The sequence below is a fragment of the Halobacillus sp. 12SKB genome, assembly GCF_052941655.1.
This window is the reverse complement of the sequence record NZ_JBRFWR010000001.1, coordinates 772,595-797,728: the sequence shown is the minus strand read 5'-3', so window position 1 is coordinate 797,728 and position 25,134 is coordinate 772,595. Positions and strand designations below refer to the sequence as shown.

Genomic DNA, 25,134 nt, shown 5'->3' with positions numbered 1-25,134 from the left:
CCCAGATAACCAAAAACCAGCCCTCACCGTCAAAAACGGTGAGGGCTGGTTTTGTTTATGTGTGTATTTCATATAGCAGACTGTTCCATTTTCTGCCGTACCAGGTCATACAGATTATTCCAATTTATCGCGGGCGGCAAATAAGCCCGTTATGCACTTTGATGTAGCCGTGTCTCAGGATGTCGAATCCTGCTTCATACATATAGAGTCCCATCTGTTCTACAGTCATGAGTTCCCGGTAAGTATGATTCATCACATCGGCCATGACATAATAATAAAGGCGGGATCGAAGCTGGTTCCGTGGGGTGGTCAGAATTGCATAGCCCCCTTCTTTCAGAAAGCGCCGGTGCCAGTCAGCGACTTCCGGCTTGTATTCATCAGGAAAATGTTCCAACAGGCCCACGGAAAGGACGATATCGAATTCTTTTCCAAAATCAAGGTTCCGTATATCGTCAACCACATATTCAATGTTCAAATCATCTTTATAAGTGACTTTCCACTGTCCAGTTTTAGGGTTTTCACCTAAGAAAGGATAATGTTCGGGGAATTCTCCAAACCGCGTCGTCTTGCAAAACTCATCATAATCGACCATGACAATCTCTGCTCCTGGATACATGGCTCCGAGCTGCATCGCTTCGTAACCTTCCGCCGCTCCTAGAAAGAGGATACGTGGGCGGTCTACATGTAAACCTTCAAAAAGGGCCCTTTTCCCGCGTGGGTCCCAGATTCCATCCTGGATTCTATGGACATAATTCCATAACTGCAATTGAACTAGATTACCGATCGCTTGTTTTACTTGTCCTGGCTTAAATGAAGCGAGGCTTTGCATGAACTGTTTTTTACCATGTTTCTTCTCCTGTGGGACATCTTTGATGAACCACTCATGAAAGGACTTGTTGAAATAGGTCCATGAAGTGTGCGGATCCATCACTTGAGCATTTTCCTGCTCCCATTCTGTCCGTTCTTTGGAGTAATTCTTGACTTCAAAAGGTTTACCTACATCCTTCCATGACAAAAGGGACCAATCAGATACCGTATTTACACGAACAAACTTGTTAAACTCTTTCTCTGAATAACGTCTAAGGTCGATACGATATTGCGGATGGGAAAACGTTTCGTCCATATGCTCTTCACTATAGGGCTTGGGTTTCCTCGAATCTTTGACCGCAGCTTCCCCTAGCATGGACCAATCACCTCTCCATATCATTTAGTACAACTATAACCGCTATTGAAAGCGTTTACAATAATTACCCGATCAAAAAATCACTGTTTAGATGTACAGGTCTTACAAGAACTGGTGTACCAGGTCATACATATATTCCCAAATATACATGAATTCGAGTATTGGTTCCTGTACATATGGCTTTAATGAAACAACTCTTGCAGTAATATAGGTACATTTATCCATTACAACCGCATTATTACACTGAAGTAAAGATGATGTAATGTTTGAAAAGTTATTGTTGTGTTCCTGTTATTGGCATATGAGCTGTACGTGTTACAGTAGGAATTGTGATTTTGAGACAGCGCTTAGCCGAGGGCTGAGCGAGAGCTGTTTACCAAGGAGGAAATTAAACATGATGAAAAAAACAATTGTTTCTTTGGCGGCGGTCGCATCGGTTTCGGCAGTAACAGCAACAGCAGTAAGTGCAGATGAAATTAAAGTAGAAAAAGGAGATACGCTTTGGAGCATTGCTCAAAACAATGGTGTATCTGTGAATGATATAAAAGAAGAAAACGGTTTGAACTCTAATCTGATTTTCCCTAATCAAGTCCTTTCTATTAATGAAGAACAAAACGCAAATGCTCAATCCCAAACTTCCAGCAGCGTCCACACGGTTCAATCCGGGGACACGCTTTACAGCATTGGACAAGCGAATAATGTAAGCGTGCAGGAACTGAAAGCTTGGAACAACCTTAACTCCAACCTGATCTACCCTGGAGAGAAACTAACTCTTGATGGAGCAGCAGTTGCAGAACAAACCACATCTGAAGAGAGCTCAAGCAATGAAGAGGCAGAAGCAGAGCAGACTTCCAGCCAACCAGCAGAAGATGGTGTCGTTAAAACATTGAATATGGAAGCGACAGCGTATACAGCATTCTGTGAAGGTTGCTCAGGCACAACTTATACTGGTATTGATTTGAGAGCCAACCCAGATCAAAAAGTTATTGCCGTGGATCCGAACGTAATTCCACTAGGTTCTGAAGTTTATGTAGAAGGCTATGGTAAAGCGATCGCCGGCGATATCGGCGGTGCAATCCAAGGTAACCGCATCGATGTATTTATGGCAGATCGTTCTGATGCTCTTGACTTCGGACGTAAAAGTGTAGAAGTAAAAGTATATGAATAATATAAATGGAGACGATCCTTTTAGGGGATCGTCTCTTTTTGTTTTTCCGCTGGTATGCCTTTTAAAACTCCCTCTTAAAAAATTGGATAGACATCAAAGGAATTTCCCCTTTTATACTGGATGCCCACCGTTGTAAAATATAAAAAACGACATTTTTCCACACAAATAGGTTTAAAAATCAACCCGTGCGGATATTGTTCAGCAATGATGATTCCTTAAATAAGCTCTATCGTTAGAAAAAAACGTATAAAACATAATTTTTTCTTGCGTTTACGAAGTTTTACTAATAATATCAAGGGGAATCGTTTTATATACTAAAAATGAAGGGAGGACACCACGATGACTCTGCTATACTCAAAAGCCCGTGAACTGTTCGATCAGGATTATAAAAACAGCCCGGAAGCACAAGTCCAATCCAAGGCTAAAGGCGTGAAGCGCACACGGAGTGGAAAGGTTCTATTCTCTTTCCGTAAGCAGACTAACAAGCGGAAATAGCATTAGAAGTCGTGGAGGTAGCTATGAGAAGTAACAAAAAAAGAATAAACATGGTCGACTATTTAAAACAAGTTGTCCCTTGGATCAGCGTTTCATTGACAAGATCAGTCATGAAGCGCTGATTTTTTATTTTCCGGAGGAAGGTTTACATATATGAAGGTTCGGTTATCGTATCCGCTAAGGAGGCGAAATAATGAACATTTTTTCTGGCGAAGCATTAAAAGGTGAACACATTCTCGTGACAGGGGCGACAGGTGGGATTGGATATGAAACCGCTAAAGAAATCGTCCGTGCTGGAGGTCAAGTGACTATTACAGGCAGGAACGAGGAGAAACTGGTCTCACTAAAAGAGGAATGTGCTACGATAAATGGAGAAATGAAAGTTTTTATAAGCCCTGCTGATTTGAACGATGAAACGGATCGTGGGAACGTAGTGCGAGACGCCAGGCAGGCGATAGGGCCTGTGACAGGACTTGTCAATTCGGCAGGTATCATAGGTGGAGGTCCGCTGGAAGATCTAAAAGAGGAAGACTTACGTAAAGTGATGGAGCTCAACTATTTTTCCATCGTCCTTTTCACCCAGGAAGTCTATAAAGATATGAAAGTCAGCGGGAGAGGGAGCATCGTAAATGTATCTTCCCTTTCTGGGTTAAGAGGTACACATTCCGGTACAGCATACAGCGCTTCGAAATTTGCGATTATAGGCTTCACCCAGTCTTTCGCTCACGAAGCCATTGAACATGGTGTTCGTGTGAACGCCGTCTGTCCCGGATATGTAGACACAGCGATGGGGCAGGAAGCTATTCGTTCAAAAGGGGAAAGGGAAGGAAGGAGTTATGAAGAACAAAGGAAAGCTGCCGAACAAGGGATTCCTTCAGGAAAGCTGAGTGAACCCGATGAAGTGGCGAGGTCCATTGTCTACCTATTATCAGCGGCATCGACCAATATTGTCGGTGAATCTTTGAAAATATCTGGAGGCAGCGTCATGAGATAATGAAAAAAGGAGGTGAGCCCTTTGTCGGGAGAACGATACTCAAGACAACAGCTTTTTAATCCAATAGGAGAGAAAGGGCAGCGCCGTCTGAAAGAGTCGCACGTGCTCATGATAGGGGTTGGTGCTCTGGGAACAAGCAGTTCGGAGCAGCTTGTAAGAGCAGGAATCGGAAAAATAACTGTCATTGATCGGGATTACGTAGAATTCAGTAACTTGCAGAGACAGCAGCTCTTCACAGAAAAAGATGCGAAAAACCGTCTGCCTAAAGCGATCGCTGCCAAAGAACGGCTTGAAAAAGTTAATAGTGAGGTTCACATTCATGCGGTAGTGGATGATGTTCAAGCAGAAGAGCTTGAAAAATACTCAGAAGACATCGATTTGATTATAGATGGAACAGATAATTTCGAAACACGTATGCTCATCAACGATTTCACCCAAAAATACCAAATCCCCTGGATATATGGGGGATGCGTAGGGAGTCATGGGATGAGTTATACGATTATACCGGGTGCGACCCCTTGTCTCTCATGTTTGATGAAAAGTGTCCCTCTGGGTGGGGCCACTTGTGATACGGTCGGTGTGATCAGCCCTGCGGTTCAAATGGTCGCCGCCCATCAGGTGACGGAAGCATTAAAAGTTCTGGTAGGAGATGTCCACGCCGTCCGCAAAGGTCTTGTCACTTTTGATCTTTGGACGAATGACTATACAACGATTAAAACCGGACGAATCCAAAGGGAAGACTGCCCGTCCTGTGGAGGAAAACCATCCTACCCATTTTTATTGGGAAACGAAATGACAAAGGTTGCTGTTTTATGTGGAAGAGACACTGTACAGATACGCCCAGCTAAAAAGGAGCAGAGAGATTTGAAAGAATTGAAAAAACGGCTCCCGGATGGAGATGTTCAGGAGAATCCTTTTTTGTTATCCTATAAAAACTCACTTCACCGCATGGTTTTCTTCAGGGATGGACGCGTGTTGATTCACGGGACAAAGGATATAAAGGAAGCAAAAACGTTGTATCATAAAATTGTTGGTGGTTGATGTGGTTTGTATAGGGAGAGAAAAGGGAATGGATAAAGCAACAACTAATAAGGAGAGTGCACCATGGCACGACTATTAAAACGAGTGTTCAAATATGGACCGGTGGTATATCCGATTATTAGAAAAATCATGAGAAAAAGAAAAGGGCGTTACTAAAAGTGAGCAGTGATCTGCTCGCTTTTTATTTTTTCTTTCTATATATAATAAGGAAGAAAAAGATAAATCTCATTCTATTAATCTAAAAAACTAAAAAAGTATTGAAAAACCTATTGCGTGATTAAAAATGCCATGATATATTATTACTTGTCGCGTTAAGAGAGCGGCAAGCCGCAAACGGCTTAACAAAATAAATCATAAAAAGTTGTTGACGAAAACAACTACACATGATATATTAATTAAGTCGCTGTTTTGAAGCGGCAAACAAAACATTTGATCTTTGAAAACTGAACGAACCAACCAGTACGTCAAAACATTTCTTCTTTATAGAAGAGATTTGAAACATGCACATTCGGTGTGCAAATGAGCAAGTCAAACTTAACTTTTATGGAGAGTTTGATCCTGGCTCAGGACGAACGCTGGCGGCGTGCCTAATACATGCAAGTCGAGCGCGGGAAGCGAGCGGATCCCTTCGGGGTGAAGCTCGTGGAACGAGCGGCGGACGGGTGAGTAACACGTGGGCAACCTGCCTGTAAGATCGGAATAACCCCGGGAAACCGGGGCTAATGCCGGGTAATACTTTCTTTCGCATGAAGGAAAGTTGAAAGATGGCTTCTCGCTATCACTTACAGATGGGCCCGCGGCGCATTAGCTAGTTGGTGAGGTAACGGCTCACCAAGGCGACGATGCGTAGCCGACCTGAGAGGGTGATCGGCCACACTGGGACTGAGACACGGCCCAGACTCCTACGGGAGGCAGCAGTAGGGAATCTTCCGCAATGGACGAAAGTCTGACGGAGCAACGCCGCGTGAACGATGAAGGTCTTCGGATCGTAAAGTTCTGTTGTTAGGGAAGAACAAGTACCGTGCGAATAGAGCGGTACCTTGACGGTACCTAACGAGGAAGCCCCGGCTAACTACGTGCCAGCAGCCGCGGTAATACGTAGGGGGCAAGCGTTGTCCGGAATTATTGGGCGTAAAGCGCGCGCAGGCGGTTCCTTAAGTCTGATGTGAAAGCCCACGGCTCAACCGTGGAGGGTCATTGGAAACTGGGGAACTTGAGGACAGAAGAGGAGAGTGGAATTCCACGTGTAGCGGTGAAATGCGTAGATATGTGGAGGAACACCAGTGGCGAAGGCGACTCTCTGGTCTGTTTCTGACGCTGAGGTGCGAAAGCGTGGGTAGCAAACAGGATTAGATACCCTGGTAGTCCACGCCGTAAACGATGAGTGCTAGGTGTTAGGGGGCTTCCACCCCTTAGTGCTGAAGTTAACGCATTAAGCACTCCGCCTGGGGAGTACGGCCGCAAGGCTGAAACTCAAAGGAATTGACGGGGGCCCGCACAAGCGGTGGAGCATGTGGTTTAATTCGAAGCAACGCGAAGAACCTTACCAGGTCTTGACATCCTTGGACAACCCTAGAGATAGGGCTTTCCCTTCGGGGACCAAGTGACAGGTGGTGCATGGTTGTCGTCAGCTCGTGTCGTGAGATGTTGGGTTAAGTCCCGCAACGAGCGCAACCCCTAATCTTAGTTGCCAGCATTCAGTTGGGCACTCTAAGGTGACTGCCGGTGACAAACCGGAGGAAGGCGGGGATGACGTCAAATCATCATGCCCCTTATGACCTGGGCTACACACGTGCTACAATGGATGGTACAAAGGGCAGCGAAGCCGCGAGGTGTAGCAAATCCCATAAAACCATTCTCAGTTCGGATTGCAGGCTGCAACTCGCCTGCATGAAGCCGGAATCGCTAGTAATCGCGGATCAGCATGCCGCGGTGAATACGTTCCCGGGCCTTGTACACACCGCCCGTCACACCACGAGAGTTGGCAACACCCGAAGTCGGTGAGGTAACCTTTTTGGAGCCAGCCGCCGAAGGTGGGGCCAATGATTGGGGTGAAGTCGTAACAAGGTAGCCGTATCGGAAGGTGCGGCTGGATCACCTCCTTTCTAAGGATATTACGGAAACGTACTGTGTTGGTTGTTCAGTTTTGAGAGATCAAACGATCTTTCAACTTGTGAACCTTGAAAACTGGATAAGGAATCATTGTTTCATCTAACGATGAGACATTTGATGACAAGACATCTAATTGAAATTGTAAACGTCTTTTCACGAAGATAGTTAAGTGAATAAGGGCGCACGGTGGATGCCTTGGTACTAGGAGCCGATGAAGGACGGGACTAACACCGATATGCTCCGGCGAGCCGTAAGTAGGCTTTGACCCGGAGATTTCCGAATGGGGAAACCCACTGTTCGTAATGGAACAGTATCCTATACTGAATACATAGGTATAGGCAGGCACACCCGGGGAACTGAAACATCTAAGTACCCGGAGGAAGAGAAAGCAAACGCGATTTCCCAAGTAGCGGCGAGCGAAACGGAATCAGCCCAAACCAGAAAGCTTGCTTTCTGGGGTTGTAGGACACTCCATTGGAGTTACCAAAGAGGAAGATAGGCGAATCGATCTGGAAAGGTCAGCCAGAGCAGGTAACAGCCCTGTAGTCGAAATCTTTCTCTCTCCGGAGTGGATCCTGAGTACGGCGGAACACGAGGAATTCCGTCGGAATCCGGGAGGACCATCTCCCAAGGCTAAATACTCCCTAGTGACCGATAGTGAACCAGTACCGTGAGGGAAAGGTGAAAAGCACCCCGGAAGGGGAGTGAAAGAGAACCTGAAACCGTGTGCCTACAAGTAGTCGGAGCCCGTTAATGGGTGACGGCGTGCCTTTTGTAGAATGAACCGGCGAGTTACGACCGTATGCGAGGTTAAGCAGCAGAAGCGGAGCCGCAGCGAAAGCGAGTCTGAATAGGGCGAGTGAGTATGCGGTCGTAGACCCGAAACCGTGTGATCTACCCATGTCCAGGGTGAAGGTCAGGTAACACTGACTGGAGGCCCGAACCCACGCAAGTTGAAAATTGCGGGGATGAGGTGTGGGTAGGGGTGAAATGCCAATCGAACACGGAGATAGCTGGTTCTCTCCGAAATAGCTTTAGGGCTAGCCTCAGAATAGAAAGTCATGGAGGTAGAGCACTGATTGGACGAGGGGCCCCTATCGGGTTACCGAATTCAGTCAAACTCCGAATGCCATAGACTTTGTTCTGGGAGTCAGACCGTGGGTGATAAGGTTCATGGTCGAGAGGGAAACAGCCCAGACCGCCAGCTAAGGTCCCAAAGTGTGTGTTAAGTGGAAAAGGATGTGGAGTTGCTTAGACAACCAGGATGTTGGCTTAGAAGCAGCCATCATTCAAAGAGTGCGTAATAGCTCACTGGTCGAGTGACTCTGCGCCGAAAATGTACCGGGGCTAAACACACCACCGAAGCTGCGGATTGATCTTATGATCAGTGGTAGGAGAGCGTTCTAAGGGCCGTGAAGTCAGACCGTAAGGACTGGTGGAGCGCTTAGAAGTGAGAATGCCGGTATGAGTAGCGAAAAAAGAGTGAGAATCTCTTTCACCGAATGCCTAAGGTTTCCTGAGGAAGGCTCGTCCTCTCAGGGTTAGTCGGGACCTAAGCCGAGGCCGAAAGGCGTAGGCGATGGACAACAGGTTGATATTCCTGTACCACCTCCTTTCCGTTTGAACGACGGGGGGACGCAGGAGGATAAGGAGAGCGCGCCACTGGATGTGCGCGTCCAAGCAGTGAGACGGTCGGATAGGCAAATCCGTCCGGCAACGTCAAGCTGTGATGGGGAGGGAAATAAAGTACCGAAGCTCCTGAGTTCACACTGCCAAGAAAATCCTCTAGTGAGGAAAGAGGTGCCCGTACCGCAAACCGACACAGGTAGGCGAGGAGAGGATCCTAAGGTGAGCGGGAGAACTCTCGTTAAGGAACTCGGCAAAATGACCCCGTAACTTCGGGAGAAGGGGTGCTCCTCTGCCGAGGAGCCGCAGTGAAAAGGCCCAAGCGACTGTTTACCAAAAACACAGGTCTCTGCGAAGCCGTAAGGCGAAGTATAGGGGCTGACACCTGCCCGGTGCTGGAAGGTTAAGGGGATGCGTTAGCTTATGCGAAGCGTTGAACCGAAGCCCCAGTAAACGGCGGCCGTAACTATAACGGTCCTAAGGTAGCGAAATTCCTTGTCGGGTAAGTTCCGACCCGCACGAAAGGTGCAACGACTTGGGCACTGTCTCAACGAGAGACCCGGTGAAATTATACTATGTGTGAAGATGCACATTACCCGCGACAGGACGGAAAGACCCCGTGGAGCTTTACTGTAGCCTGATATTGAATGTTGGTACAGCTTGTACAGGATAGGTAGGAGCCTTGGAAGCCGGAGCGCTAGCTTCGGTGGAGGCGCTGGTGGGATACTACCCTGGCTGTACGGACATTCTAACCCAGGACCGTGATCCGGTCCGGAGACAGTGTCAGGTGGGCAGTTTGACTGGGGCGGTCGCCTCCCAAAAGGTAACGGAGGCGCCCAAAGGTTCCCTCAGAATGGTTGGAAATCATTCGCAGAGTGTAAAGGCACAAGGGAGCTTGACTGCGAGACCTACAAGTCGAGCAGGGACGAAAGTCGGGCTTAGTGATCCGGCGGTTCCGCATGGAAGGGCCGTCGCTCAACGGATAAAAGCTACCCCGGGGATAACAGGCTTATCTCCCCCAAGAGTCCACATCGACGGGGAGGTTTGGCACCTCGATGTCGGCTCATCGCATCCTGGGGCTGTAGTCGGTCCCAAGGGTTGGGCTGTTCGCCCATTAAAGCGGTACGCGAGCTGGGTTCAGAACGTCGTGAGACAGTTCGGTCCCTATCCGTCGTGGGCGTTGGAAATTTGAAAGGAGCTGTCCTTAGTACGAGAGGACCGGGATGGACACACCGCTGGTGTACCAGTTGTTCCGCCAGGAGCATCGCTGGGTAGCTACGTGTGGTCGGGATAAGTGCTGAAAGCATCTAAGCATGAAGCCCCCCTTGAGATGAGATTTCCCTTTGCTTTAAGCAAATAAGATCCCTCAGAGACGATGAGGTTGATAGGTCCGAGGTGGAAGCGTGGTGACACGTGGAGCTGACGGATACTAATGGATCGATGACTTATCTATCTGATTATCATCATTCGTGAATGACAATTGCTTTTCAAACAAGATGTTTCCTTATCCAGTTTTGAGGGTTCACCTCAAACTTTATATTGATGTGGTGGTGAAGGCGAAGAGGTCACACCTGTTCCCATGCCGAACACAGCAGTTAAGCTCTTCAGCGCCGATGGTAGTCGGGTTTACCCCCGTGAGAGTAGGACGCCGCCACATCACTTCATAACCCTTCAGGAATATTCCTGAAGGGTTATTTTTGTATTGTGCGTTTCTTATGGATTTGGTAAAGTATAGAAATATTGATAGGAACGGAAGGGGGCCAACACGATGAAACTGTACGGTGCTTTACTCTCTTTAAGTTTGATATGGGGATTATCTTTTGTTTTTATAGAAACGTTGATCGGGACAGCTGGAGTGTGGGGGACTGTCTTTTTCAGGTGTCTTGCTGGAGTTGTTGTTCTTCTTCCGTTTGTTTTTAATAAGTGGAGGAAACATCAACTCCCCCCGTCGATCCCATGGGGTCTTTTGGTGATCGTCGGTGTGTTCAATGCCGGTCTTCCATGGGGGTTGATTGCCTTAAGCCAGACAGTGGTGACCAGTAATACCGCAGCTGTTCTCAATGCCACTACCCCTATTATGACGGGTTTGATTGGTTTTCTAGTTTTTTCAGTTCTTTTAAATAAATGGCAGTGGGCTGGAATTGTAATAGGTTTTATAGGCATTCTTATATTGACTAGTTTTGAGGTTGGGAGTGTACGGTCCAATCATTTCATCGGTATTGGAACAATGCTTCTTGCAACCTCATGCTATGGGTTTGTTTCACACTTTACACGAAAGCACTTACGGGGATTTGATGTGATTCTTCTAACCAGTATCGCTCTTCTCGTAGGAGCGATGGTTGGTCTAACGGGTATTCTATTGACACAACCGACTCTGTTTACCTCTATAGGGACGGGTTTGAACGTTACTTTTGCAATCAGCGTGATCGGTTTAGGGTGTGTTGGTTCTGGAATTGCTCACTTACTTTTCTATTATATGATCGATCGAGGGAGTGCCGAGTTTGCGAGTATGGTTACTTACCTTGTTCCTATGACCGCTCTTTTCTGGGGACACCTGCTTCTTAATGAGCCGGTCACAAGTCAGTTGGTCATTGGTCTTGTTGTAATTTTTGCAGGGGTTTATCTGTCCACGCGAAAAAAACGTGTAAATCGTTCATTTGTAGGGAAGAAAGCAGGTTAAGGTTCGTTTTTTATGTATGTGATAGAATGTGATTAACGATGCTTTTGAGGGGAAATGCTTATGAACCGCTGGGATTCCACACCGGTCATCCGCTTTTTCGGAGGTCGGAAACTTTTATTCATCTTAGGTGTACTCCTGCTGATTGGCTTGAACATCCTTGTCTTTTCAAGTGTAGGGTTCATCTTCGATCCTTTTTTAATTTTTGTTAAAACGGTAGCCTTGCCGCTAATTCTTTCTATTGTCGTCTATTATTTACTGAGGCCGATCATCAATTTGCTTGAATCATGGAGAATAAAAAGGATCTGGGGAATTTTGATTACTCTCCTGGCCCTGGTTGGGATTATCACGATGCTTGTGGTCCTCATCATTCCGTTTCTTGAGAAGCAATTGATCAGTCTGGCTGAAGAGCTTCCCCGCTACTTACAAGATTTGATTAATACCATCGATGAGTGGTTGAGGAATTCGATTTTTTCTGTCTACTATACGAATCTATTTGAAGACGTGGATGGAATATTGAATCAGATCCCTGATTATATTTCTTCTTACGCCTCTGAGACGGTAGAAGGGATTACGAATATTATTTCAACCGTGACGAACGTCGTCGTAGCGCTTGTAACGTTGCCGTTCATTCTCTTTTATTTGCTGAAAGATGGGCATCGTCTCCCGTCCTTTATCATAAGACTGTTCCCACCGAAGGTCCGTCCGGAAGTGTCCAGTGTATTTAAAGGCATTGATCATCAACTGTCGGCGTACATTCAAGGACAGATCATCGTCAGCTTTTGCATCGGCATTATGATGTACATCGGCTTTTTGATTATCGGACTGGAGTATGCTTTGTTACTTGCTGCGATTGCCAGTGTGACAAGTGTGGTCCCATACTTGGGCCCTGTTATAGCGATAACACCTGCGTTGATTATATCGATCGTGACGTCACCCTTCATGGTTGTGAAACTTGTCGTCGTTTGGACGATTGTACAGTTGCTGGAAGGGAAATTCATTTCTCCGCAGATCATGGGGAAAAGTTTGCACATTCATCCTGTTACCATCATCTTTGTTTTATTGACGGCGGGTCATTTATTTGGAATTGTCGGGATCATTTTAGCTATTCCTGGCTATGCGATTTTGAAGGTCATCGTCTCCCACGTTTATTACTGGTTTCAAAAGCGGTATAACCGGTTTGTGGAGGAAGAAAATCAATATAAAATTCAATAAAGAAGGAAGTGGGCTCAGCCACTTCCTTCTTTATTTTTGTAATTTGATTTCTTTCAAACGCTGCCGTTGTTCTTCCGGCCACCATGCTCCGCAGTCACTGGATACGACGCAGGCTGCACAGGTTTCGAGATCATAGACGCGCATGCCACGAATAGGTGGAGAATAGAGGTGCAGGGTCACAAGTGGTGCTGTCCCTTCTCTGCCCATTTTATGAATCCCTTTTTCTGGGGCGAAAAAGAGGCTTCCATTTTCCTTGAATTCTGTGAAGAGAGGCAAAGGTAAAGCTTCACCATGGGCTTGATAAACCGTTTGCTTTGTTGTTCCATTCATAACTTGGATCCAGCCTGTGGACTGTCCGTGGTCGTGAGGCGCACATTCAATATCTGCCCAATTCATGACAATCATTTCCACATCATCATCTTCGTATATCATTTGGCGGTAATAGGGCTTGCCTTCAGGGTCATCTAAATAGGGGGCTAATTCCTCTAAACTGACGTCCAGCTCCATCAATGTTTTCTTCAGTGTTTCGGGGGAATGATCATCAAGTTTCTCAAATGCTTCTTTTACTCGTGTGATCATCTTCATAGTAGAAATCCTCCTTATTAAACATGTTTTCTAAATGAAAATCTTCCCTGGACGATCATGACACCTGTGATGATCAAAAGGCCTCCAAAAAGAGAAGAGGCAATGAATTTTTCATTCAGCAGGATGAAGGCAGCGATGAGTGTAGCCAGTGGTTCGAAATATAGAAAAACGGAGACCTGCGTTGCCTGCATCACCTCTAATGCTTTTGCCCAATACCAATAGGCGATGGCCGACACAAAAATGCCGAGAAAAAGCAGGTGGGCCCAGTGCTCGGGTGAAAGTGCACGTAATTGGTCCACCCCATGGTTCCTGATGAAGAAGGGAAAGGTCAAGAAGAACCCTGTGGTGCTCATATAAAAGGTCAGGACAAGAGAAGGTACAGGGACGGATAATTTTTTTAAAAGGACGGAATAGACGGCCCAATTCAATGTGCTTGCGATCATAAGAATATAACCAATGCTCAAGGAGAAGCTGAAGGTCTGGCCACTCCCGATGGTTGTAATCATGAAAACACCCGTGATGGCAATCGTAATGCCAGCAATTTTCTTCAGGGTAAGCTTCTCCTGCAGGAAAATAAAAGACAAAAATACGGTAAACACCGGGGAGAATGAAATTAACCAGCCTGCATCGGACGCGTGGATGGTCAGCAGGGCGGTCGCCTGGATCACTTGATGGATGAATACTCCGAGGACTCCTAAGATGAGTACATGTGGAAGGTACTTGATATGTATTTTCAAAGGATATCGGAATAAAAGTACCATCAATAATAAAAAGATCGCTCCAATTCCAAACCGGATGACAAGCAGTGAAAAAGGATCCAATTTTCCTAAAACGGCTTTGGTGGAAACGAAAGACACACCCCAGAAGGTTATGGAGAGGAATGCATAGAGCGAAGCTCCGATTCGCGCTGAAGAACTCATAGATCGTGTTCCTTCCTCATATAGTCTCCCTTTACTATATGCAGGACAAGGACAAGCATGAGCCCCCAATCTTCCATTCTATCGTAACAGAATGACTTGGATACGATACTTTTTCGACGAATAATCTGATCATTAGACAGGAAATGACGAACAAAAAAAGTCTAAGGAATCCTTAGACTTTTCAAATGATCCAATATGTGAGAAGTGAGAGCAAAATGGATGTCACAATCAATAAGAGCATAGGTTTTAAAGCACGGTGTCTGACATCATGTAAGCTTACGCTAAGACCCAGACCAACCATGGCCATCGTTAAGATGAAGGAAGTCAGCGTCGACACGGCATTCATGGCTGCTTCAGGAATAGTAAGAATGGTTCCATTCACAAAACTTCCGAATAAACTCATCAGGACGAAACCAATAAGGAACCACGGGAAAGCGATGGAAGCACGGCTTTCTTCTGTTCCTTTCTTTTTCATAAACCAGATCAGCAGCAGGCTGAACGGTACAAGCAGAAAAACGCGACTGAGCTTGGCGACGAGCGCCATTCCAAGGCCTTCATCTCCAGCGGGTTCTCCGGCGAGGGCAACGTTCGCCACTTCGTGCAAACTGATCCCCGCCCACATTCCATAAGCTTCTGCATCCACCGGTAGAAGGGGGCGGATGAGCGTGTATCCAATGGCGAATAATGTACCGACTACGGATATGACGCCTGCACTTATGGCCGTGTCCTCTTCTTTGGCTTTTAAGATGGGAGTGACGGCAGCAATGGCAGATGCTCCGCATATACCTGTTCCAATCCCGAGAAGTGCCATCATCGATCGGTCGGCATCAAATAGTTTGGCTAAAAAGAGCATAAGTCCGATCGCAAATACGATGACAACTGTTCCTTTTAATAAAAGAGGAAAGCCCTCTTGAAGAATGACGTTGATATTTAATTTTAATCCGAACAAAATAATCGCTAGACGCAATAATTTTTTTGCTGAAAATTGAATTCCTGTGCGCATGCTCTCTGGATAGCCGAAAAAATGGCGGTACAAAACGGCTAGGAGAATAGCTGACGCAAGAGGACCGACCTGGTTCAGCAGCGGAAGCATGGCGAGTAGAAATCCGAGAGCAGCAACGATGGCTGTAAATCCGATTCCTTTTAGAAGAGGTTGATTATAAGTGTCGTTCATCGATGGGACCTCCTTTGTTTCCTTCATCTATCATACGCTCCGGGTAGTTATTCGTAAAATAAAACTTTATAATGTTAATCATAGAAAAAACTAATGATTGGAGCGGTTCTTTTGGATTTAGAAGCATTGAAAACCTACATCACCGCCATTGATGAGAAAAGTTTCACGAAAGCATCTGCGCTTTTGAATTTGTCGCAGCCAACGGTTAGTGCGCATATCAAGAATCTGGAGCGTTTTTTTCAAACGTCGTTAATTGATCGTTCGCCGAAACATTTCGAAGTGACAGCTACAGGGGAGATGGTTTATCGAAGGGCGAGACAGGTTCTGGGGCTGCTGGAGAAAGCAAGGAATGAAGTGAAGCAATTCCACGATCAGGTAGGCGGACATATCCATATTGGTGCGAGTTACACGGTGGGAGAGTATATTATTCCTTCGATTATAAAAGCTTTTGATGACATGTATCCAGCGGTCGAATTGCAGGTCCGGATTGCCAATTCCAAACGAATCAACCGGGATGTGCAGCAGCATGAGCTTGATTTAGGACTTGTGGAGGGGAAAGTGACGGAGCAGGGATTGAGTTCCATTCCATTCATGGAAGATGAAATGGTCGTGATTGTTCCTGGAACTCATCCTTTGAGAAAGTGTAAAGAGGTGACATTTCAAGATTTACAGGACCATACATGGATTACACGTGAGGGTGGGTCGGGGACGAGAGCTATGCTGGATTATATGTTGGAATCATCGAACATTCGACCGAAAAAGACAATTACGATTGGAAGCAATCATGGAGTAGTCCAAGGAGTGAAGGAAGGTCTGGGGCTTTCTTTTATTTCAAAAACGGTTGTGGAACATACGGACGCTGCGGAGTTAATCATGCATCTCCCTTATATTCACTCTACAACGCGATCCTTTTCCATCGTCACTCCATCCAATGAAGAGGAAATTACGGAAGATGCTCAAGTCTTCATAAAGCACGTCATGAAATTGTATGAATTGTCATAAAACCATTACATTCATTAGGGTGGGACTTTGTTATGATAGAAAGGAGAGGAAAGTTTGGTTTGGTTCATCGAACGACTGCAAAAGGAAGATCTTTGCCATGTGGTTAGGATGGTCAGAACATCAATCTTGAATATATCCCCCCGGTTTTACAATCAAGGACAATTGTCAGCTTGGGCGGAAGGGATTAATGATCAACCTCTTCTTCATCACCGTTTTCTTGATGCCTACTCACTTGTCGCAAAGGACGCTGATGACATCATTATAGGTTTTGCCAGCCTTGTAGGATCTCACATCGATTTTTTGTATGTAGCCGCAGATAGGCAGGGGGAAGGTATGGCCACTCAACTGCTCCACCTTTTAGAGGAACAGGCAGCAAAAGAAGGGGTAGAGGTGCTTACGACCGAAGCTAGTGACGTCGCGAGACCGTTTTTTCAGAAACGAGGATATGCCATTAAGAAGGAACAGGTGAAATGGATTCGAGGAATATCGATAAAAAATGTGCAAATGTTTAAAAAGGTGCATAAGTAGTAGGAACTACGGGTATCGTCTTTTATAGAAAAAATTGAAACGTTTGTACAATCCCGTTCGTAATGAAGATGGATGTGTTTCTATGCCAAATCTTATTTCAAATACTGAGGTGAAAAAATGAAGAGACTAGACCAGATTGTCGACTATTTGAAGACGCTGGGAGTTGAGGTCGAGAAGGTATATCGCGCACCGAAGGAAGAGACGAGATAAGCAGAGCTGCATAACACCACTCGAGGTATGCTCCTACATAGAGAAGCATACCTTTTTGCTGGGCGTATTTAAGCGGACTTCGTGATCTGCTTAAATCTCGGCTGTTTGGACTGGACATGAGCCCAGATGACTCCACCTGTAACCGGAATGAGCAGGCAGAGGAAAACGGCAGGCGCTCCGTGGGAAGAAGCAAGAACACCGAAGATAGGACCGGTCACGACGACAGATGTTTGATTGCAAAGCATGCGCAGGCTGGACATGCGTCCATGAAAACGGGAATCCGTGGCCATTTGCTGCACAGACTGCAATAAAGCACGCACAAACGATGTACCAAGACCGATCAAAAGAAAGCCGAGGAAAGCCACAGGCACGAGAGTAGTGAAACTAACGATCGCAAGCCCTGAAGCTGTTAAGAGGAGCGACCAGACGCCGATGCGGTTCTGACACTTTGCCCACCACCATGTTCCGATAAGTCCAGCAAGAATACCTCCGATGGAGAACGTGCTGTCGAGCATTCCGTAGACGAGCGCACTCTGCTTTAAATGTGAACTTGTATAAACGCTTAAAAATCCCAAAGTCGTGTGGAAGGTGAGCTGTCCAAGCATAAGCATGACGAACAACCCATAAAGCATCCGGTTCTGATGTACATAAGCGAATCCTTCTTTCATCTCATCCCAAAAGGAGAGGGACTCATTGGAGTGATTTGTTTCGACCGGCGTGTAACGAATCATCTGAATGGTGACTGCAGCCCCCACATATAAAAGGACAACGACAATTAACGAGGTTTCAACAGCTGTAAGTCCGGCCAACACTCCGCCCGCAGCCGCTCCCGTTAAACTTCCAGCAACGGTAGAGGAACCTGACCATGAAAAGATCCGAGGAAGAGAGTCCCTTGGAAATACTTCAGCCACAAGAGCTTGTAATGAAGGGCGGAATAAGGATCCTGCGGTTTGCATGAACATATGGGCGGCTATCATAAGCCACGGATGTTCTACCTCAACCCAAAATGTTCCTATTAATAAGACTAAACAGATGATGCTTATGACACCTGCAAGGAGAGCGAGCTTTTTCCGGTTGGTTCGATCGACCAGAACCCCGAAAATAACGTTTGAAAAAAGCCCGGGAATAAATCCGAAGCTGACGAACAACCCTGTGTAAAAAGCATCTTCCGTCCATTGATATAAAAACCATGTGATGAGGACGAAGTACATCGCACGACCACTCTCATATAAAAAATACCCACTCATCAATCTTCTTGTATTCGCTTTGTTCATGTTCTCCCTCCTCTATCTACAGTTATCGTACTCGTTTTTTAGTGATTTGGATAATATTGCATTATAATTATAAGTGATAAGAAATTTTTATGGGGAGGACTGTTCATGAAGATTGAGGACTATCAGCTTCTGCTCAATTTGAATCAATTTAGAACCATCCGAAAAACGGCTAAGTCTATATTAATCTCCCAACCAGCCATCACGCAGCGTTTGAAATACATAGAAGAACATCTGGACGGGCAGATTTTTCTTCGTACTCCGAAAGGGTTACTTCCAACGCCTTTTGGAGAAGTTGTCTTGACTCATGCAGAGCATGTGCTGGCTCAGGAGGATGTGTTGAGAGAAAAATTGGCACAAGTGGAAGGGAAAGTGGCCGGTACGCTCTCGCTCGGAGCTTCTTCCTTATACAGCCAGCATTTTCTTCCTGATGTCCTGCAATCATTCACAAAAGCATTCCCAGATGTAACGATCGATCTTGTGACAGGAGTCAGTGAAGAAATACGACAATCCGCCTCCTCCTTTCATATTGCCATTGTAAGAGGGGAACCAATTGATGACTACGAATCCGTCCATCTATTGAGTGATTCTCTTTTCCTCTTAGATACCGTGCCTATGGGAAAAGGAGAGCGGCCCCTGATTGAATTTAAGAGTGATCCAGGTTTTCAGAAGCTCATTGAAAATTGGATGGCGCGGGGAACCGGCATCTTGGTCAAACGTTCAATCAAGGTGGATCATTTTGAAACAGCCAAACAAATGATGAAGCGGGGTCTCGGAATGACGGTCCTTCCTGAAAGCATCATTCAAGAGGAAAAGGACGCCTATAGTTGTTTGCCTCTAGAGGAAGAGGGAAGGGCGATGGCCCGGGAAACTTGGGCATGTGTGAAACAGGGAGGTAGAGCATTGCCCCAGGTTGAAGCGTTCCTTGAACATATCCAAAACGAGGTAAGCGAATGAACAAAAGAGAAAATCATTTGGTCGTGGTCATCGATGAGTGGAGCCCCTTCGTCCGCCCGTTGTTCGAAGTGGCTCATTCGTTTGGCAAGGAGTGTTGGATCGGTGCTGGTGTAATCACTCAAAGCGTGTGGAACTACCAATTTGGTTATCCCGCTGACTATGGTATAGGGGATGCAGATTTGATTTATTTTGACGCTGCCGGCACGCTTGAAGAAGAAAAGAATCTCGAAAAACGATGGAATGATGACTGTAGGGACTTGCCTTTTTCTATTGATGTAACGAACGAAGCCCTTGTTCATCTTTGGTATGAAGAGAAGTTCAATCAGTCGATCAAACCGTACACATCTGTCAAAGATGCCATTGATACATGGCCGACGACAGCTTCCTCTGTCGGGGTCAAGCGAAAGAGGAATGGAGAATACGAGATTTATGCTCCTTTCGGTTTAGAGGATCTTTTTCAAGGAATCATCCGTCCGAATAAGCGTTTGATACCGGAAGAAGTTTATTGGAATAAGGCTGAAAAATGGAAAAAACGCTGGCCGGAGCTTAAGATTCTGCCATGGTAAAAGGATGGTACTTGCATGATTGGTAGAATTCATTTTATTATTAAAGTAATTCATTCCAATCTTGAAGGGGATGTTCTAACGTGTCGGAAGAGCTCATGTTTGCTAGATTAGAAGAGATTCAACAAAATGAATTTATAAAAGCGGCGATCGACCATGTTGGTGCTGGAGTCGTTATAACGGATCCAGAGCAGGAGGATAACCCAATGATTTATTGCAACCAGGGGTTTCTGGACCTGACTGGTTATGAACGTGGGGAAATTCTAGGACGTAACTGTCGCTTCCTGCAAGGGGATGAAACAAACCCGAAGCATGTAGAACGACTGCGTGAAGGTCTTTCTAAACACACGCCTGTGCAAGTAGAAATAAAAAATTATCGTAAGGACGGAACGATGTTCTGGAATGAATTACATATTTTTCCGGTGTACATCGAGCAGATGGATCAGGTGTATTTTGTTGGTGTGCAAAAAGATGTGACAAAGCGTCGGGAACAGGAAGAACTGATCGCGCACTATTTGTCAGAGGTGAAAAGGTTATCGACGCCGATTGTGCCCGTACAGGATAACATCTCCGTACTTCCGCTTGTGGGGACTATTGATGATGACAGGCTTCAGCAGATGCTGAAAGCGGTCAGTCACCACGTAAAAGAAACGAAAGAGGATTACTTGATCTTGGACATGTCTGCTGTGCACTCTTATAACGAAGCGGTTCATATGGGCATCTATCAGATGAATCAGCTGTTGGACCTGATGGGAACAAAACTCGTCATCACAGGGATCAAACCTACATTTGCCATTCAAAGTGCCCCTTACGCAGACTTTAGTGAGCTATCGCTTCAGACATATGCCACAGTGAAACAAGCCTTAAAAGCTTTAAGAGAACAACAATAATGAAAAGCAGCGCCTTCCATTCCTTAAATGGAAGGCGCTGCTTTTTTGTTTGAGGAGAAGTGTTTTCCAATATCTGTATGACCTGGTCAGGGACTAAGCGCTCCTTTTGTGTAATAAGTGAACTTCTTTTGTTTTGCGTGTCGGGAGCATATGGAATACGATGTTGAGTGTGATCGCCGTCATGCTGCCTGCCACGATACCATTACTAGTAAGGATTTGTATGCTTTCAGGTAGTTTGGCAAACAATTCCGGGACGACGGTAACTCCTAAACCTATGCCTACAGAACAAGCGACAATCATGGAGTTTTCATGAGATTCGGACAAGACACGGCTGAGCATTTTAATGCCCTGGGAGATGACCATTCCGAACATCGCAATCATCGCACCACCTAGCACAGCGGTAGGGATGATGGTCGTAAAGGCAGCAATCTTGGGAATGAAGCCCAGGGCAACTAACATGCCGCCCATGACGAAAATAACTCTTCGGGATTTTACGCCTGTCATATGCATGAGCCCGACATTTTGAGAAAAAGCGGTGTAAGGAAAGGCATTGAACACACCGCCGAGAAGAATCGCTAATCCTTCCGCCCGATAACCGCTAGCTAGATCTCTTTCATTCAAATTCTTCTCTGTCATTTCACTTAATGCGAAGTAAACGCCAGTAGATTCCACGAGAGATACCATGGCTACTAAAATCATTGTTAAAATAGCAGACCAATGAAAGGTCGGTGTCCCAAAGTAGAAAGGCTCGACCATATGAAAGATTCCAGATTCATGGACGGCGGAGAAATCGACTCTCCCAAAGATAGCAGCAACCAGAGTGCCTCCTAAAATACCAATCAGAATGGCGATGGAGCGCATGAATCCTTTCGTGAAACGATAAAGAAGGATGATGAATAAAAGCGTTCCAAAGGAAAGAGCAAGATTAGCAGGGGAACCAAAGTCTTCCGCCCCCTGGCCTCCGCCCATGTTGTTGATGGCAACAGGAATTAATGTAATTCCAATAATCGTTACAACGGTCCCTGTGACGACAGGTGGGAAGAATCGAACAAGTTTCCCGAAGTAGCGGCTGATCAGGATGACGAACAATCCGGAAACGAGAATGGAGCCGTAGATAGCCGAAACCCCGAATTCACCCCCAATGGCAATCATCGGACCGACGGCTGTAAATGTACAGCCAAGGACGACAGGAAGGCCGATACCGAAATAACGATTGCGGACGACTTGCAAAATGGTCGCCACTCCGCACATTAAAATATCAATGGCGACAAGGTATGTAAGTTGTTCAGAATTCAGTCCAAGAGCTCCACCGACAATCAATGGAACGAGAATCGCCCCGGCATACATCGCCAATAAGTGTTGAATGGCTAAAGCGGTTGTTTTCATGAGGATACCTCCTGTGTTTCAAACGTGATCGTACTGTCCTCAAGGGATGAAAGGGTGGCGAGGGATTCTACTTTTATTCCTTGGCGCCGTAAAAGGCGCCCGCCATTTTGAAAGCCTTTCTCTATAACGATTGCCACACCGGCGATGGAAGCTCCTGATTGTTCTACAAGGTCAATCAGCCCTTTCGCAGCCTGCCCATTCGCTAGAAAGTCGTCAAGGATCAAGACGTGATCTCCTTCCTCCATGAAATCTTTCGATATGGATATTTCATTTGTTTCCTGCTTTGTAAACGAGTGTACCTTTGATGTGTAAAGGTGATCTTTCATGGTCAACGATTTCTTCTTCCTTGCAAAGATTGCAGGAACCCCCAGGCTGAGGGCTGTCATTTGAGCGGGTGCAATTCCTGAGGACTCTAATGTCAGTACCTTCGTAATCCCCAAATCTCTGAAACGGTTCGCAAACTCTTCCCCAATTTCTTTCATGAGTAAAGGGTCTATCTGATGATTCAAGAAGGCATCGACTTTAATAACGGAAGGAGATAGAACTTTCCCTTCTTCCACGATTTTCTTTTTCAAACGATCCATATCCAACGCACCTTTCTAGGTTAAGTATTGATGTAACAAAAAAGCACGAAAAGCTTGTTTCCTCTATGGAAAGCAAGTCTTTTCGTGCTTGACGTAGACAAAGACAATGAAACCGTGGACAGAAAAGTCCCGGTGTCTTGTGCTGCTTTTCATAGTCGGTCTATTTACGGTAAACCGGTAGAAACTTGCGGGCCCTATCCCCGCTATTATATGAAAACTTATATTCGAATGATATGGATATTATATCAGTTTATTGTTCGTAATCAACCCCTATCCAGGGAATTAATGGACAATATTTATGGTTTTGTTCGTGTTGACATGGTGGTTTGTTTGGGAGATAGTGGATGGGAAGAGAGTTTCTCTTTTCTAAAAAAAATTTTACTGCCTTATGGTGGCTTCGTTTTAGAAGCTGAAAAGGGAAGTTTGGTGAAAAGCCAACGCGGTCCCGCCACTGTAATGGGGAGGTGCATAGATGACCCACTGTTTTTTAATGGGAAGGGCTATGTGCTGATGAACCTGAGCCAGGAGACCTGCCATAAGGAAGAACATGAATTCCTACGGGAGATAGGAGGATGTTACGTGTATTGGATCTATCAAGAGCCTTTTTCGGTTCCATGAACGAAGGGGAGAATGCGCTTTGTAAACTCTCCCTTTGAGGGATAGTCACTTTCAAGAAGGAGGACACCATTCATGGAACCTTTACCTGTTCGTTATTCTAGAATGACTCAAACAAGATTAGTGCTGCCACCAGATACGAATCACCTGGATACTATTTTCGGAGGGAAAGTCCTTTCATATATCGATGAAATTGCTGCCCTTACCGCTATGAAACATTCAAACTGTGTGGTTGTCACAGCTTCCATAGACTCTGTGGATTTTTTATCTTCAGCTAAAGTAGGGGATGCATTGACGTTAGAAGCTTGTGTGACAAGCACGGGGCGTACATCAATGGAAGTGTATGTGAAAGTCTTTGCTGATGATTTACTTAAAGGCAGAAAGGTAATGACGACCGAATCATTTTTAACGATGGTCGCTGTAGATGTCGAAGGGAGACCGACACCGGTGCCGCCCGTTATACCTGAGACAGAGGAAGATAAACAATTGTTTGAAACAGCTCCATCGAGGAGGGAACATCGAAAAAGCAGGCCTGCCCTTAGATGACAGGTATTAAGTGTTATGAAAAACCAATAAATAAATGCAAAGACACCACATTTAGTGGTGTCTTATTTATACTTGTGTTGATTTCTTCCACTCAAAAAAAGCCCGCCTTGAAAGAAGCGGACTGCCTTTATGTTCGTTTTAATGGCAATGTACAACAACGGAATGATCCTCCGGATTTGATGATTTCTGAAAGGTCTACAGGTATCACATGAAACCCATATTTCTCTAACTGTGTGTTTAGTTGCTCGTTTTGAGGGAGGCTGATCACTTTACGGTCTCCAATGGAAAGAACGTTCGGACCCATGGTGAATTGCTCCTTTTTGGTGACTTCAATTACTTTGTATCGTGCAGAGATGGCTTTCAAACTGTTTTTTGTAAAAGCAGGAGGATAAAGGATTGCAGTAGATTGATCGATTACGTTGAATACGCAGTCCAAATGAAGGATGTCTTCTCTCAAAGGGACAGGGATGACCTGAAGATCATGGAGCCGTGATTGAAGCTCGCGTATGGCTTTATCGGATGTCCTTTTTGTTTCACCGACCCATACCGTTTTTCCGTCTACAACTATATCTCCACCTTCAATTGATGAAGGGAGGTCCTCTTCTACCTCGATATAATTCTCTCTCGCCCAGCTCCGGAGGACATCTGTTTCCTCTTTCCGGACCTTTTCACTCATAGAGCTGATAAACAGTCGATGATGAATGGTAAACCCGATATCTCTTGTAAACACCTGTTCATGAAGATCCGGCTGACTTGGAAGTTGGATGACTTCAATCTGATGATCTTCTAAAACCTGTACGAAATGATCATGTTGCTGGAGAGCTGTTTGGGCGTTTATGTTCTGGTATTGAAAATGTTTTTGGGTTTCGTTGATGATGTCAGTAATTTTCATATAAGAAGGCTTGGCGACCACGACTTTTTTCAGCGGTGAATATTCGGTGTGACATTGAACACTGTTTTCCGAAGCTATACCAACCATGTTAGATCCTCCTTTTATTCATATCCCCTTTCTTCCCCGGAGTGTAGAGAATAAAACAATAAAGCCCTGTGTATAGTTACCTATACGTAAAGGTAACTTTACTTTAAACTGTAATTAATTGGAGGGGTAATATGAAGAACCGGCTTATGGAGGGTAGAAAAAAACAGGGGTTATCTCAGGACAAATTAGCTGAGATCTTGCAGGTATCCCGTCAGACGATTATATCCATTGAGAAAAACAGATATTCCCCTTCCTTGCCGCTTGCATTTGAAATCGCGAGGGTATTTGGTGTTCGAATTGAAGATTTATTTATCTATGAATCAAAGGAGGGGGGAATGAAGATGGATTTCACTTCTAACTTTTTTAAAGTTATCGGAGTATTTTTCTTGCTATTGGCAGGTTTTTTAATTTTT

General features: G+C 45.4%; 21 protein-coding genes, 3 rRNA genes, 1 pseudogene and 2 riboswitches. Of the genes and pseudogenes, 17 read left to right on the top strand and 8 right to left on the bottom strand.

Translation table 11 applies throughout. The annotated features are described in order from the left end of the window. Positions 1–124: 124 nt before the first annotated feature. The gene (locus tag ACQ4XT_RS03925; RefSeq protein ID WP_446852591.1) at positions 125–1,183 is read right to left on the bottom strand and encodes a class I SAM-dependent methyltransferase; all 1,059 of its coding nucleotides are present in this window, start codon (positions 1,181–1,183) and stop codon (positions 125–127) included. Positions 1,184–1,577: 394 nt separating this feature from the next. On the opposite strand from ACQ4XT_RS03925, the gene ACQ4XT_RS03920 reads away from it, so the two are divergent. From ACQ4XT_RS03920 to ACQ4XT_RS03880, 10 genes are all read left to right on the top strand, one after another. Then, complete coding sequence (locus ACQ4XT_RS03920) at positions 1,578–2,351, top strand: 3D domain-containing protein (RefSeq protein ID WP_446852590.1); 774 nt, start codon at positions 1,578–1,580, stop codon at positions 2,349–2,351. A 339-nt stretch (positions 2,352–2,690) separates the two neighbouring features. Continuing rightward, entirely contained in the window at positions 2,691–2,846 is a 156-nt protein-coding gene (locus ACQ4XT_RS03915; RefSeq protein ID WP_202410145.1) for a hypothetical protein, read from the top strand. Positions 2,847–3,039: 193 nt separating this feature from the next. Beyond that, a complete protein-coding gene (locus tag ACQ4XT_RS03910) occupies positions 3,040–3,840 on the top strand; it encodes an SDR family NAD(P)-dependent oxidoreductase (RefSeq protein ID WP_446852589.1) in 801 nt (266 codons plus the stop codon). A gap of 21 nt (positions 3,841–3,861) precedes the next feature. Further along, positions 3,862–4,881, top strand: coding sequence for a thiazole biosynthesis adenylyltransferase ThiF (locus ACQ4XT_RS03905; RefSeq protein WP_446852588.1), 1,020 nt, complete (start codon positions 3,862–3,864; stop codon positions 4,879–4,881). A 63-nt stretch (positions 4,882–4,944) separates the two neighbouring features. After that, a complete protein-coding gene (gene yxzF / locus ACQ4XT_RS20530) occupies positions 4,945–5,037 on the top strand; it encodes a small protein YxzF (RefSeq protein ID WP_514132554.1) in 93 nt (30 codons plus the stop codon). Between the two features lie 384 nt (positions 5,038–5,421). Continuing rightward, positions 5,422–6,986 (top strand): 16S ribosomal RNA (locus ACQ4XT_RS03900). 170 nt (positions 6,987–7,156) lie between these two features. Continuing rightward, positions 7,157–10,072, top strand: a 23S ribosomal RNA gene (locus ACQ4XT_RS03895). A gap of 90 nt (positions 10,073–10,162) precedes the next feature. Beyond that, positions 10,163–10,276, top strand: a 5S ribosomal RNA gene (gene rrf / locus ACQ4XT_RS03890). Together the 16S, 23S and 5S rRNA genes form the textbook arrangement of a ribosomal RNA operon. 111 nt (positions 10,277–10,387) lie before the next feature. Continuing rightward, positions 10,388–11,299, top strand: coding sequence for a DMT family transporter (locus ACQ4XT_RS03885; protein ID WP_446852587.1), 912 nt, complete (start codon positions 10,388–10,390; stop codon positions 11,297–11,299). Positions 11,300–11,359: 60 nt separating this feature from the next. Then, a complete protein-coding gene (locus tag ACQ4XT_RS03880) occupies positions 11,360–12,511 on the top strand; it encodes an AI-2E family transporter (RefSeq protein ID WP_446852586.1) in 1,152 nt (383 codons plus the stop codon). Between the two features lie 30 nt (positions 12,512–12,541). On the opposite strand, the gene ACQ4XT_RS03875 is transcribed toward ACQ4XT_RS03880, so the two are convergent. The 3 genes from ACQ4XT_RS03875 to ACQ4XT_RS03865 form a co-directional block, all read right to left on the bottom strand. Further along, positions 12,542–13,096, bottom strand: a complete 555-nt coding sequence (locus tag ACQ4XT_RS03875; RefSeq protein ID WP_446852585.1) for a cysteine dioxygenase — start codon at positions 13,094–13,096, stop codon at positions 12,542–12,544. Positions 13,097–13,113: 17 nt separating this feature from the next. Further along, complete coding sequence (locus ACQ4XT_RS03870; RefSeq protein WP_446852584.1) at positions 13,114–14,016, bottom strand: DMT family transporter; 903 nt, start codon at positions 14,014–14,016, stop codon at positions 13,114–13,116. A gap of 181 nt (positions 14,017–14,197) precedes the next feature. Then, the gene (locus ACQ4XT_RS03865) at positions 14,198–15,190 is read right to left on the bottom strand and encodes a YeiH family protein (RefSeq protein WP_446852583.1); all 993 of its coding nucleotides are present in this window, start codon (positions 15,188–15,190) and stop codon (positions 14,198–14,200) included. A 111-nt stretch (positions 15,191–15,301) separates the two neighbouring features. On the opposite strand from ACQ4XT_RS03865, the gene ACQ4XT_RS03860 reads away from it, so the two are divergent. Together ACQ4XT_RS03860 and ACQ4XT_RS03855 are read left to right on the top strand one after the other, a co-directional pair. After that, positions 15,302–16,192 (top strand): LysR substrate-binding domain-containing protein, encoded by an 891-nt coding sequence (locus ACQ4XT_RS03860; protein ID WP_446852582.1) that lies wholly within the window; start codon positions 15,302–15,304, stop codon positions 16,190–16,192. Between the two features lie 54 nt (positions 16,193–16,246). Then, positions 16,247–16,720, top strand: a complete 474-nt coding sequence (locus ACQ4XT_RS03855; RefSeq protein ID WP_446852581.1) for a GNAT family N-acetyltransferase — start codon at positions 16,247–16,249, stop codon at positions 16,718–16,720. Positions 16,721–16,998: 278 nt separating this feature from the next. Here ACQ4XT_RS03855 and ACQ4XT_RS03850 read toward each other — a convergent pair whose 3' ends face one another. Beyond that, complete coding sequence (locus ACQ4XT_RS03850) at positions 16,999–18,204, bottom strand: MFS transporter (protein ID WP_446852580.1); 1,206 nt, start codon at positions 18,202–18,204, stop codon at positions 16,999–17,001. Between the two features lie 105 nt (positions 18,205–18,309). Between ACQ4XT_RS03850 and ACQ4XT_RS03845 the strand changes: the two genes are divergently transcribed. From ACQ4XT_RS03845 to ytvA, 3 genes are all read left to right on the top strand, one after another. Beyond that, positions 18,310–19,158, top strand: coding sequence for a LysR family transcriptional regulator (locus tag ACQ4XT_RS03845; protein WP_446852579.1), 849 nt, complete (start codon positions 18,310–18,312; stop codon positions 19,156–19,158). Beyond that, positions 19,155–19,724, top strand: a complete 570-nt coding sequence (locus ACQ4XT_RS03840; protein WP_446852578.1) for a nucleotidyltransferase family protein — start codon at positions 19,155–19,157, stop codon at positions 19,722–19,724. The genes ACQ4XT_RS03845 and ACQ4XT_RS03840 overlap by 4 nt, the downstream gene beginning before the upstream one ends. 95 nt (positions 19,725–19,819) lie before the next feature. After that, positions 19,820–20,611 carry a YtvA family blue-light photoreceptor gene (gene ytvA / locus ACQ4XT_RS03835; protein ID WP_446852577.1) on the top strand — a complete coding sequence of 264 codons (792 nt, stop codon included), beginning with the start codon at positions 19,820–19,822 and terminating at the stop codon, positions 20,609–20,611. 93 nt (positions 20,612–20,704) lie between these two features. Here the strand turns inward: ytvA and ACQ4XT_RS03830 are convergent, their stop codons facing one another. Both ACQ4XT_RS03830 and ACQ4XT_RS03825 read right to left on the bottom strand, forming a co-directional pair. Next, positions 20,705–21,997: a nucleobase:cation symporter-2 family protein gene (locus ACQ4XT_RS03830; protein ID WP_446852576.1), complete on the bottom strand. Its 1,293-nt coding sequence runs from the start codon at positions 21,995–21,997 to the stop codon at positions 20,705–20,707. Next, positions 21,994–22,581, bottom strand: coding sequence for a xanthine phosphoribosyltransferase (locus tag ACQ4XT_RS03825; RefSeq protein WP_446852575.1), 588 nt, complete (start codon positions 22,579–22,581; stop codon positions 21,994–21,996). The genes ACQ4XT_RS03830 and ACQ4XT_RS03825 overlap by 4 nt, the downstream gene beginning before the upstream one ends. A 132-nt stretch (positions 22,582–22,713) precedes the next feature. Next, positions 22,714–22,815: riboswitch (purine riboswitch) on the bottom strand. A gap of 138 nt (positions 22,816–22,953) precedes the next feature. Then, positions 22,954–23,133: riboswitch (cobalamin riboswitch) on the top strand. Positions 23,134–23,271: 138 nt separating this feature from the next. Here ACQ4XT_RS03825 and ACQ4XT_RS03820 point away from each other — a divergent pair. After that, positions 23,272–23,742: an acyl-CoA thioesterase gene (locus ACQ4XT_RS03820; protein ID WP_446852574.1), complete on the top strand. Its 471-nt coding sequence runs from the start codon at positions 23,272–23,274 to the stop codon at positions 23,740–23,742. 127 nt (positions 23,743–23,869) lie between these two features. Here ACQ4XT_RS03820 and ACQ4XT_RS03815 read toward each other — a convergent pair whose 3' ends face one another. Further along, positions 23,870–24,721: a dimethylarginine dimethylaminohydrolase family protein gene (locus ACQ4XT_RS03815; protein ID WP_446852573.1), complete on the bottom strand. Its 852-nt coding sequence runs from the start codon at positions 24,719–24,721 to the stop codon at positions 23,870–23,872. A gap of 131 nt (positions 24,722–24,852) precedes the next feature. Here ACQ4XT_RS03815 and ACQ4XT_RS03810 point away from each other — a divergent pair. Then, positions 24,853–25,056 (top strand): annotated as a pseudogene (locus ACQ4XT_RS03810) (helix-turn-helix transcriptional regulator); the annotation flags it as partial. Positions 25,057–25,134: the final 78 nt, after the last annotated feature.

Bases quoted from the DNA above. Each gene is read 5' to 3' on its own strand.
- ACQ4XT_RS03880 (WP_446852586.1), top strand. From the start codon at position 11,360: ATGAACCGCTGGGATTCCACACCGGTCATCCGCTTTTTCGGAGGTCGG.
- ACQ4XT_RS03825 (WP_446852575.1), bottom strand. From the start codon at position 22,581: ATGGATCGTTTGAAAAAGAAAATCGTGGAAGAAGGGAAAGTTCTATCT.
- ACQ4XT_RS03865 (WP_446852583.1), bottom strand. From the start codon at position 15,190: ATGAACGACACTTATAATCAACCTCTTCTAAAAGGAATCGGATTTACA.
- yxzF (WP_514132554.1), top strand. From the start codon at position 4,945: ATGGCACGACTATTAAAACGAGTGTTCAAATATGGACCGGTGGTATAT.
- ACQ4XT_RS03850 (WP_446852580.1), bottom strand. From the start codon at position 18,204: ATGAACAAAGCGAATACAAGAAGATTGATGAGTGGGTATTTTTTATAT.
- ACQ4XT_RS03815 (WP_446852573.1), bottom strand. From the start codon at position 24,721: ATGGTTGGTATAGCTTCGGAAAACAGTGTTCAATGTCACACCGAATAT.
- ACQ4XT_RS03845 (WP_446852579.1), top strand. From the start codon at position 18,310: ATGAAGATTGAGGACTATCAGCTTCTGCTCAATTTGAATCAATTTAGA.
- ACQ4XT_RS03885 (WP_446852587.1), top strand. From the start codon at position 10,388: ATGAAACTGTACGGTGCTTTACTCTCTTTAAGTTTGATATGGGGATTA.
- ACQ4XT_RS03925 (WP_446852591.1), bottom strand. From the start codon at position 1,183: ATGCTAGGGGAAGCTGCGGTCAAAGATTCGAGGAAACCCAAGCCCTAT.
- ACQ4XT_RS03920 (WP_446852590.1), top strand. From the start codon at position 1,578: ATGATGAAAAAAACAATTGTTTCTTTGGCGGCGGTCGCATCGGTTTCG.
- ytvA (WP_446852577.1), top strand. From the start codon at position 19,820: ATGTTTGCTAGATTAGAAGAGATTCAACAAAATGAATTTATAAAAGCG.
- ACQ4XT_RS03840 (WP_446852578.1), top strand. From the start codon at position 19,155: ATGAACAAAAGAGAAAATCATTTGGTCGTGGTCATCGATGAGTGGAGC.
- ACQ4XT_RS03870 (WP_446852584.1), bottom strand. From the start codon at position 14,016: ATGAGTTCTTCAGCGCGAATCGGAGCTTCGCTCTATGCATTCCTCTCC.
- ACQ4XT_RS03875 (WP_446852585.1), bottom strand. From the start codon at position 13,096: ATGAAGATGATCACACGAGTAAAAGAAGCATTTGAGAAACTTGATGAT.
- ACQ4XT_RS03820 (WP_446852574.1), top strand. From the start codon at position 23,272: ATGGAACCTTTACCTGTTCGTTATTCTAGAATGACTCAAACAAGATTA.
- ACQ4XT_RS03915 (WP_202410145.1), top strand. From the start codon at position 2,691: ATGACTCTGCTATACTCAAAAGCCCGTGAACTGTTCGATCAGGATTAT.
- ACQ4XT_RS03830 (WP_446852576.1), bottom strand. From the start codon at position 21,997: ATGAAAACAACCGCTTTAGCCATTCAACACTTATTGGCGATGTATGCC.
- ACQ4XT_RS03910 (WP_446852589.1), top strand. From the start codon at position 3,040: ATGAACATTTTTTCTGGCGAAGCATTAAAAGGTGAACACATTCTCGTG.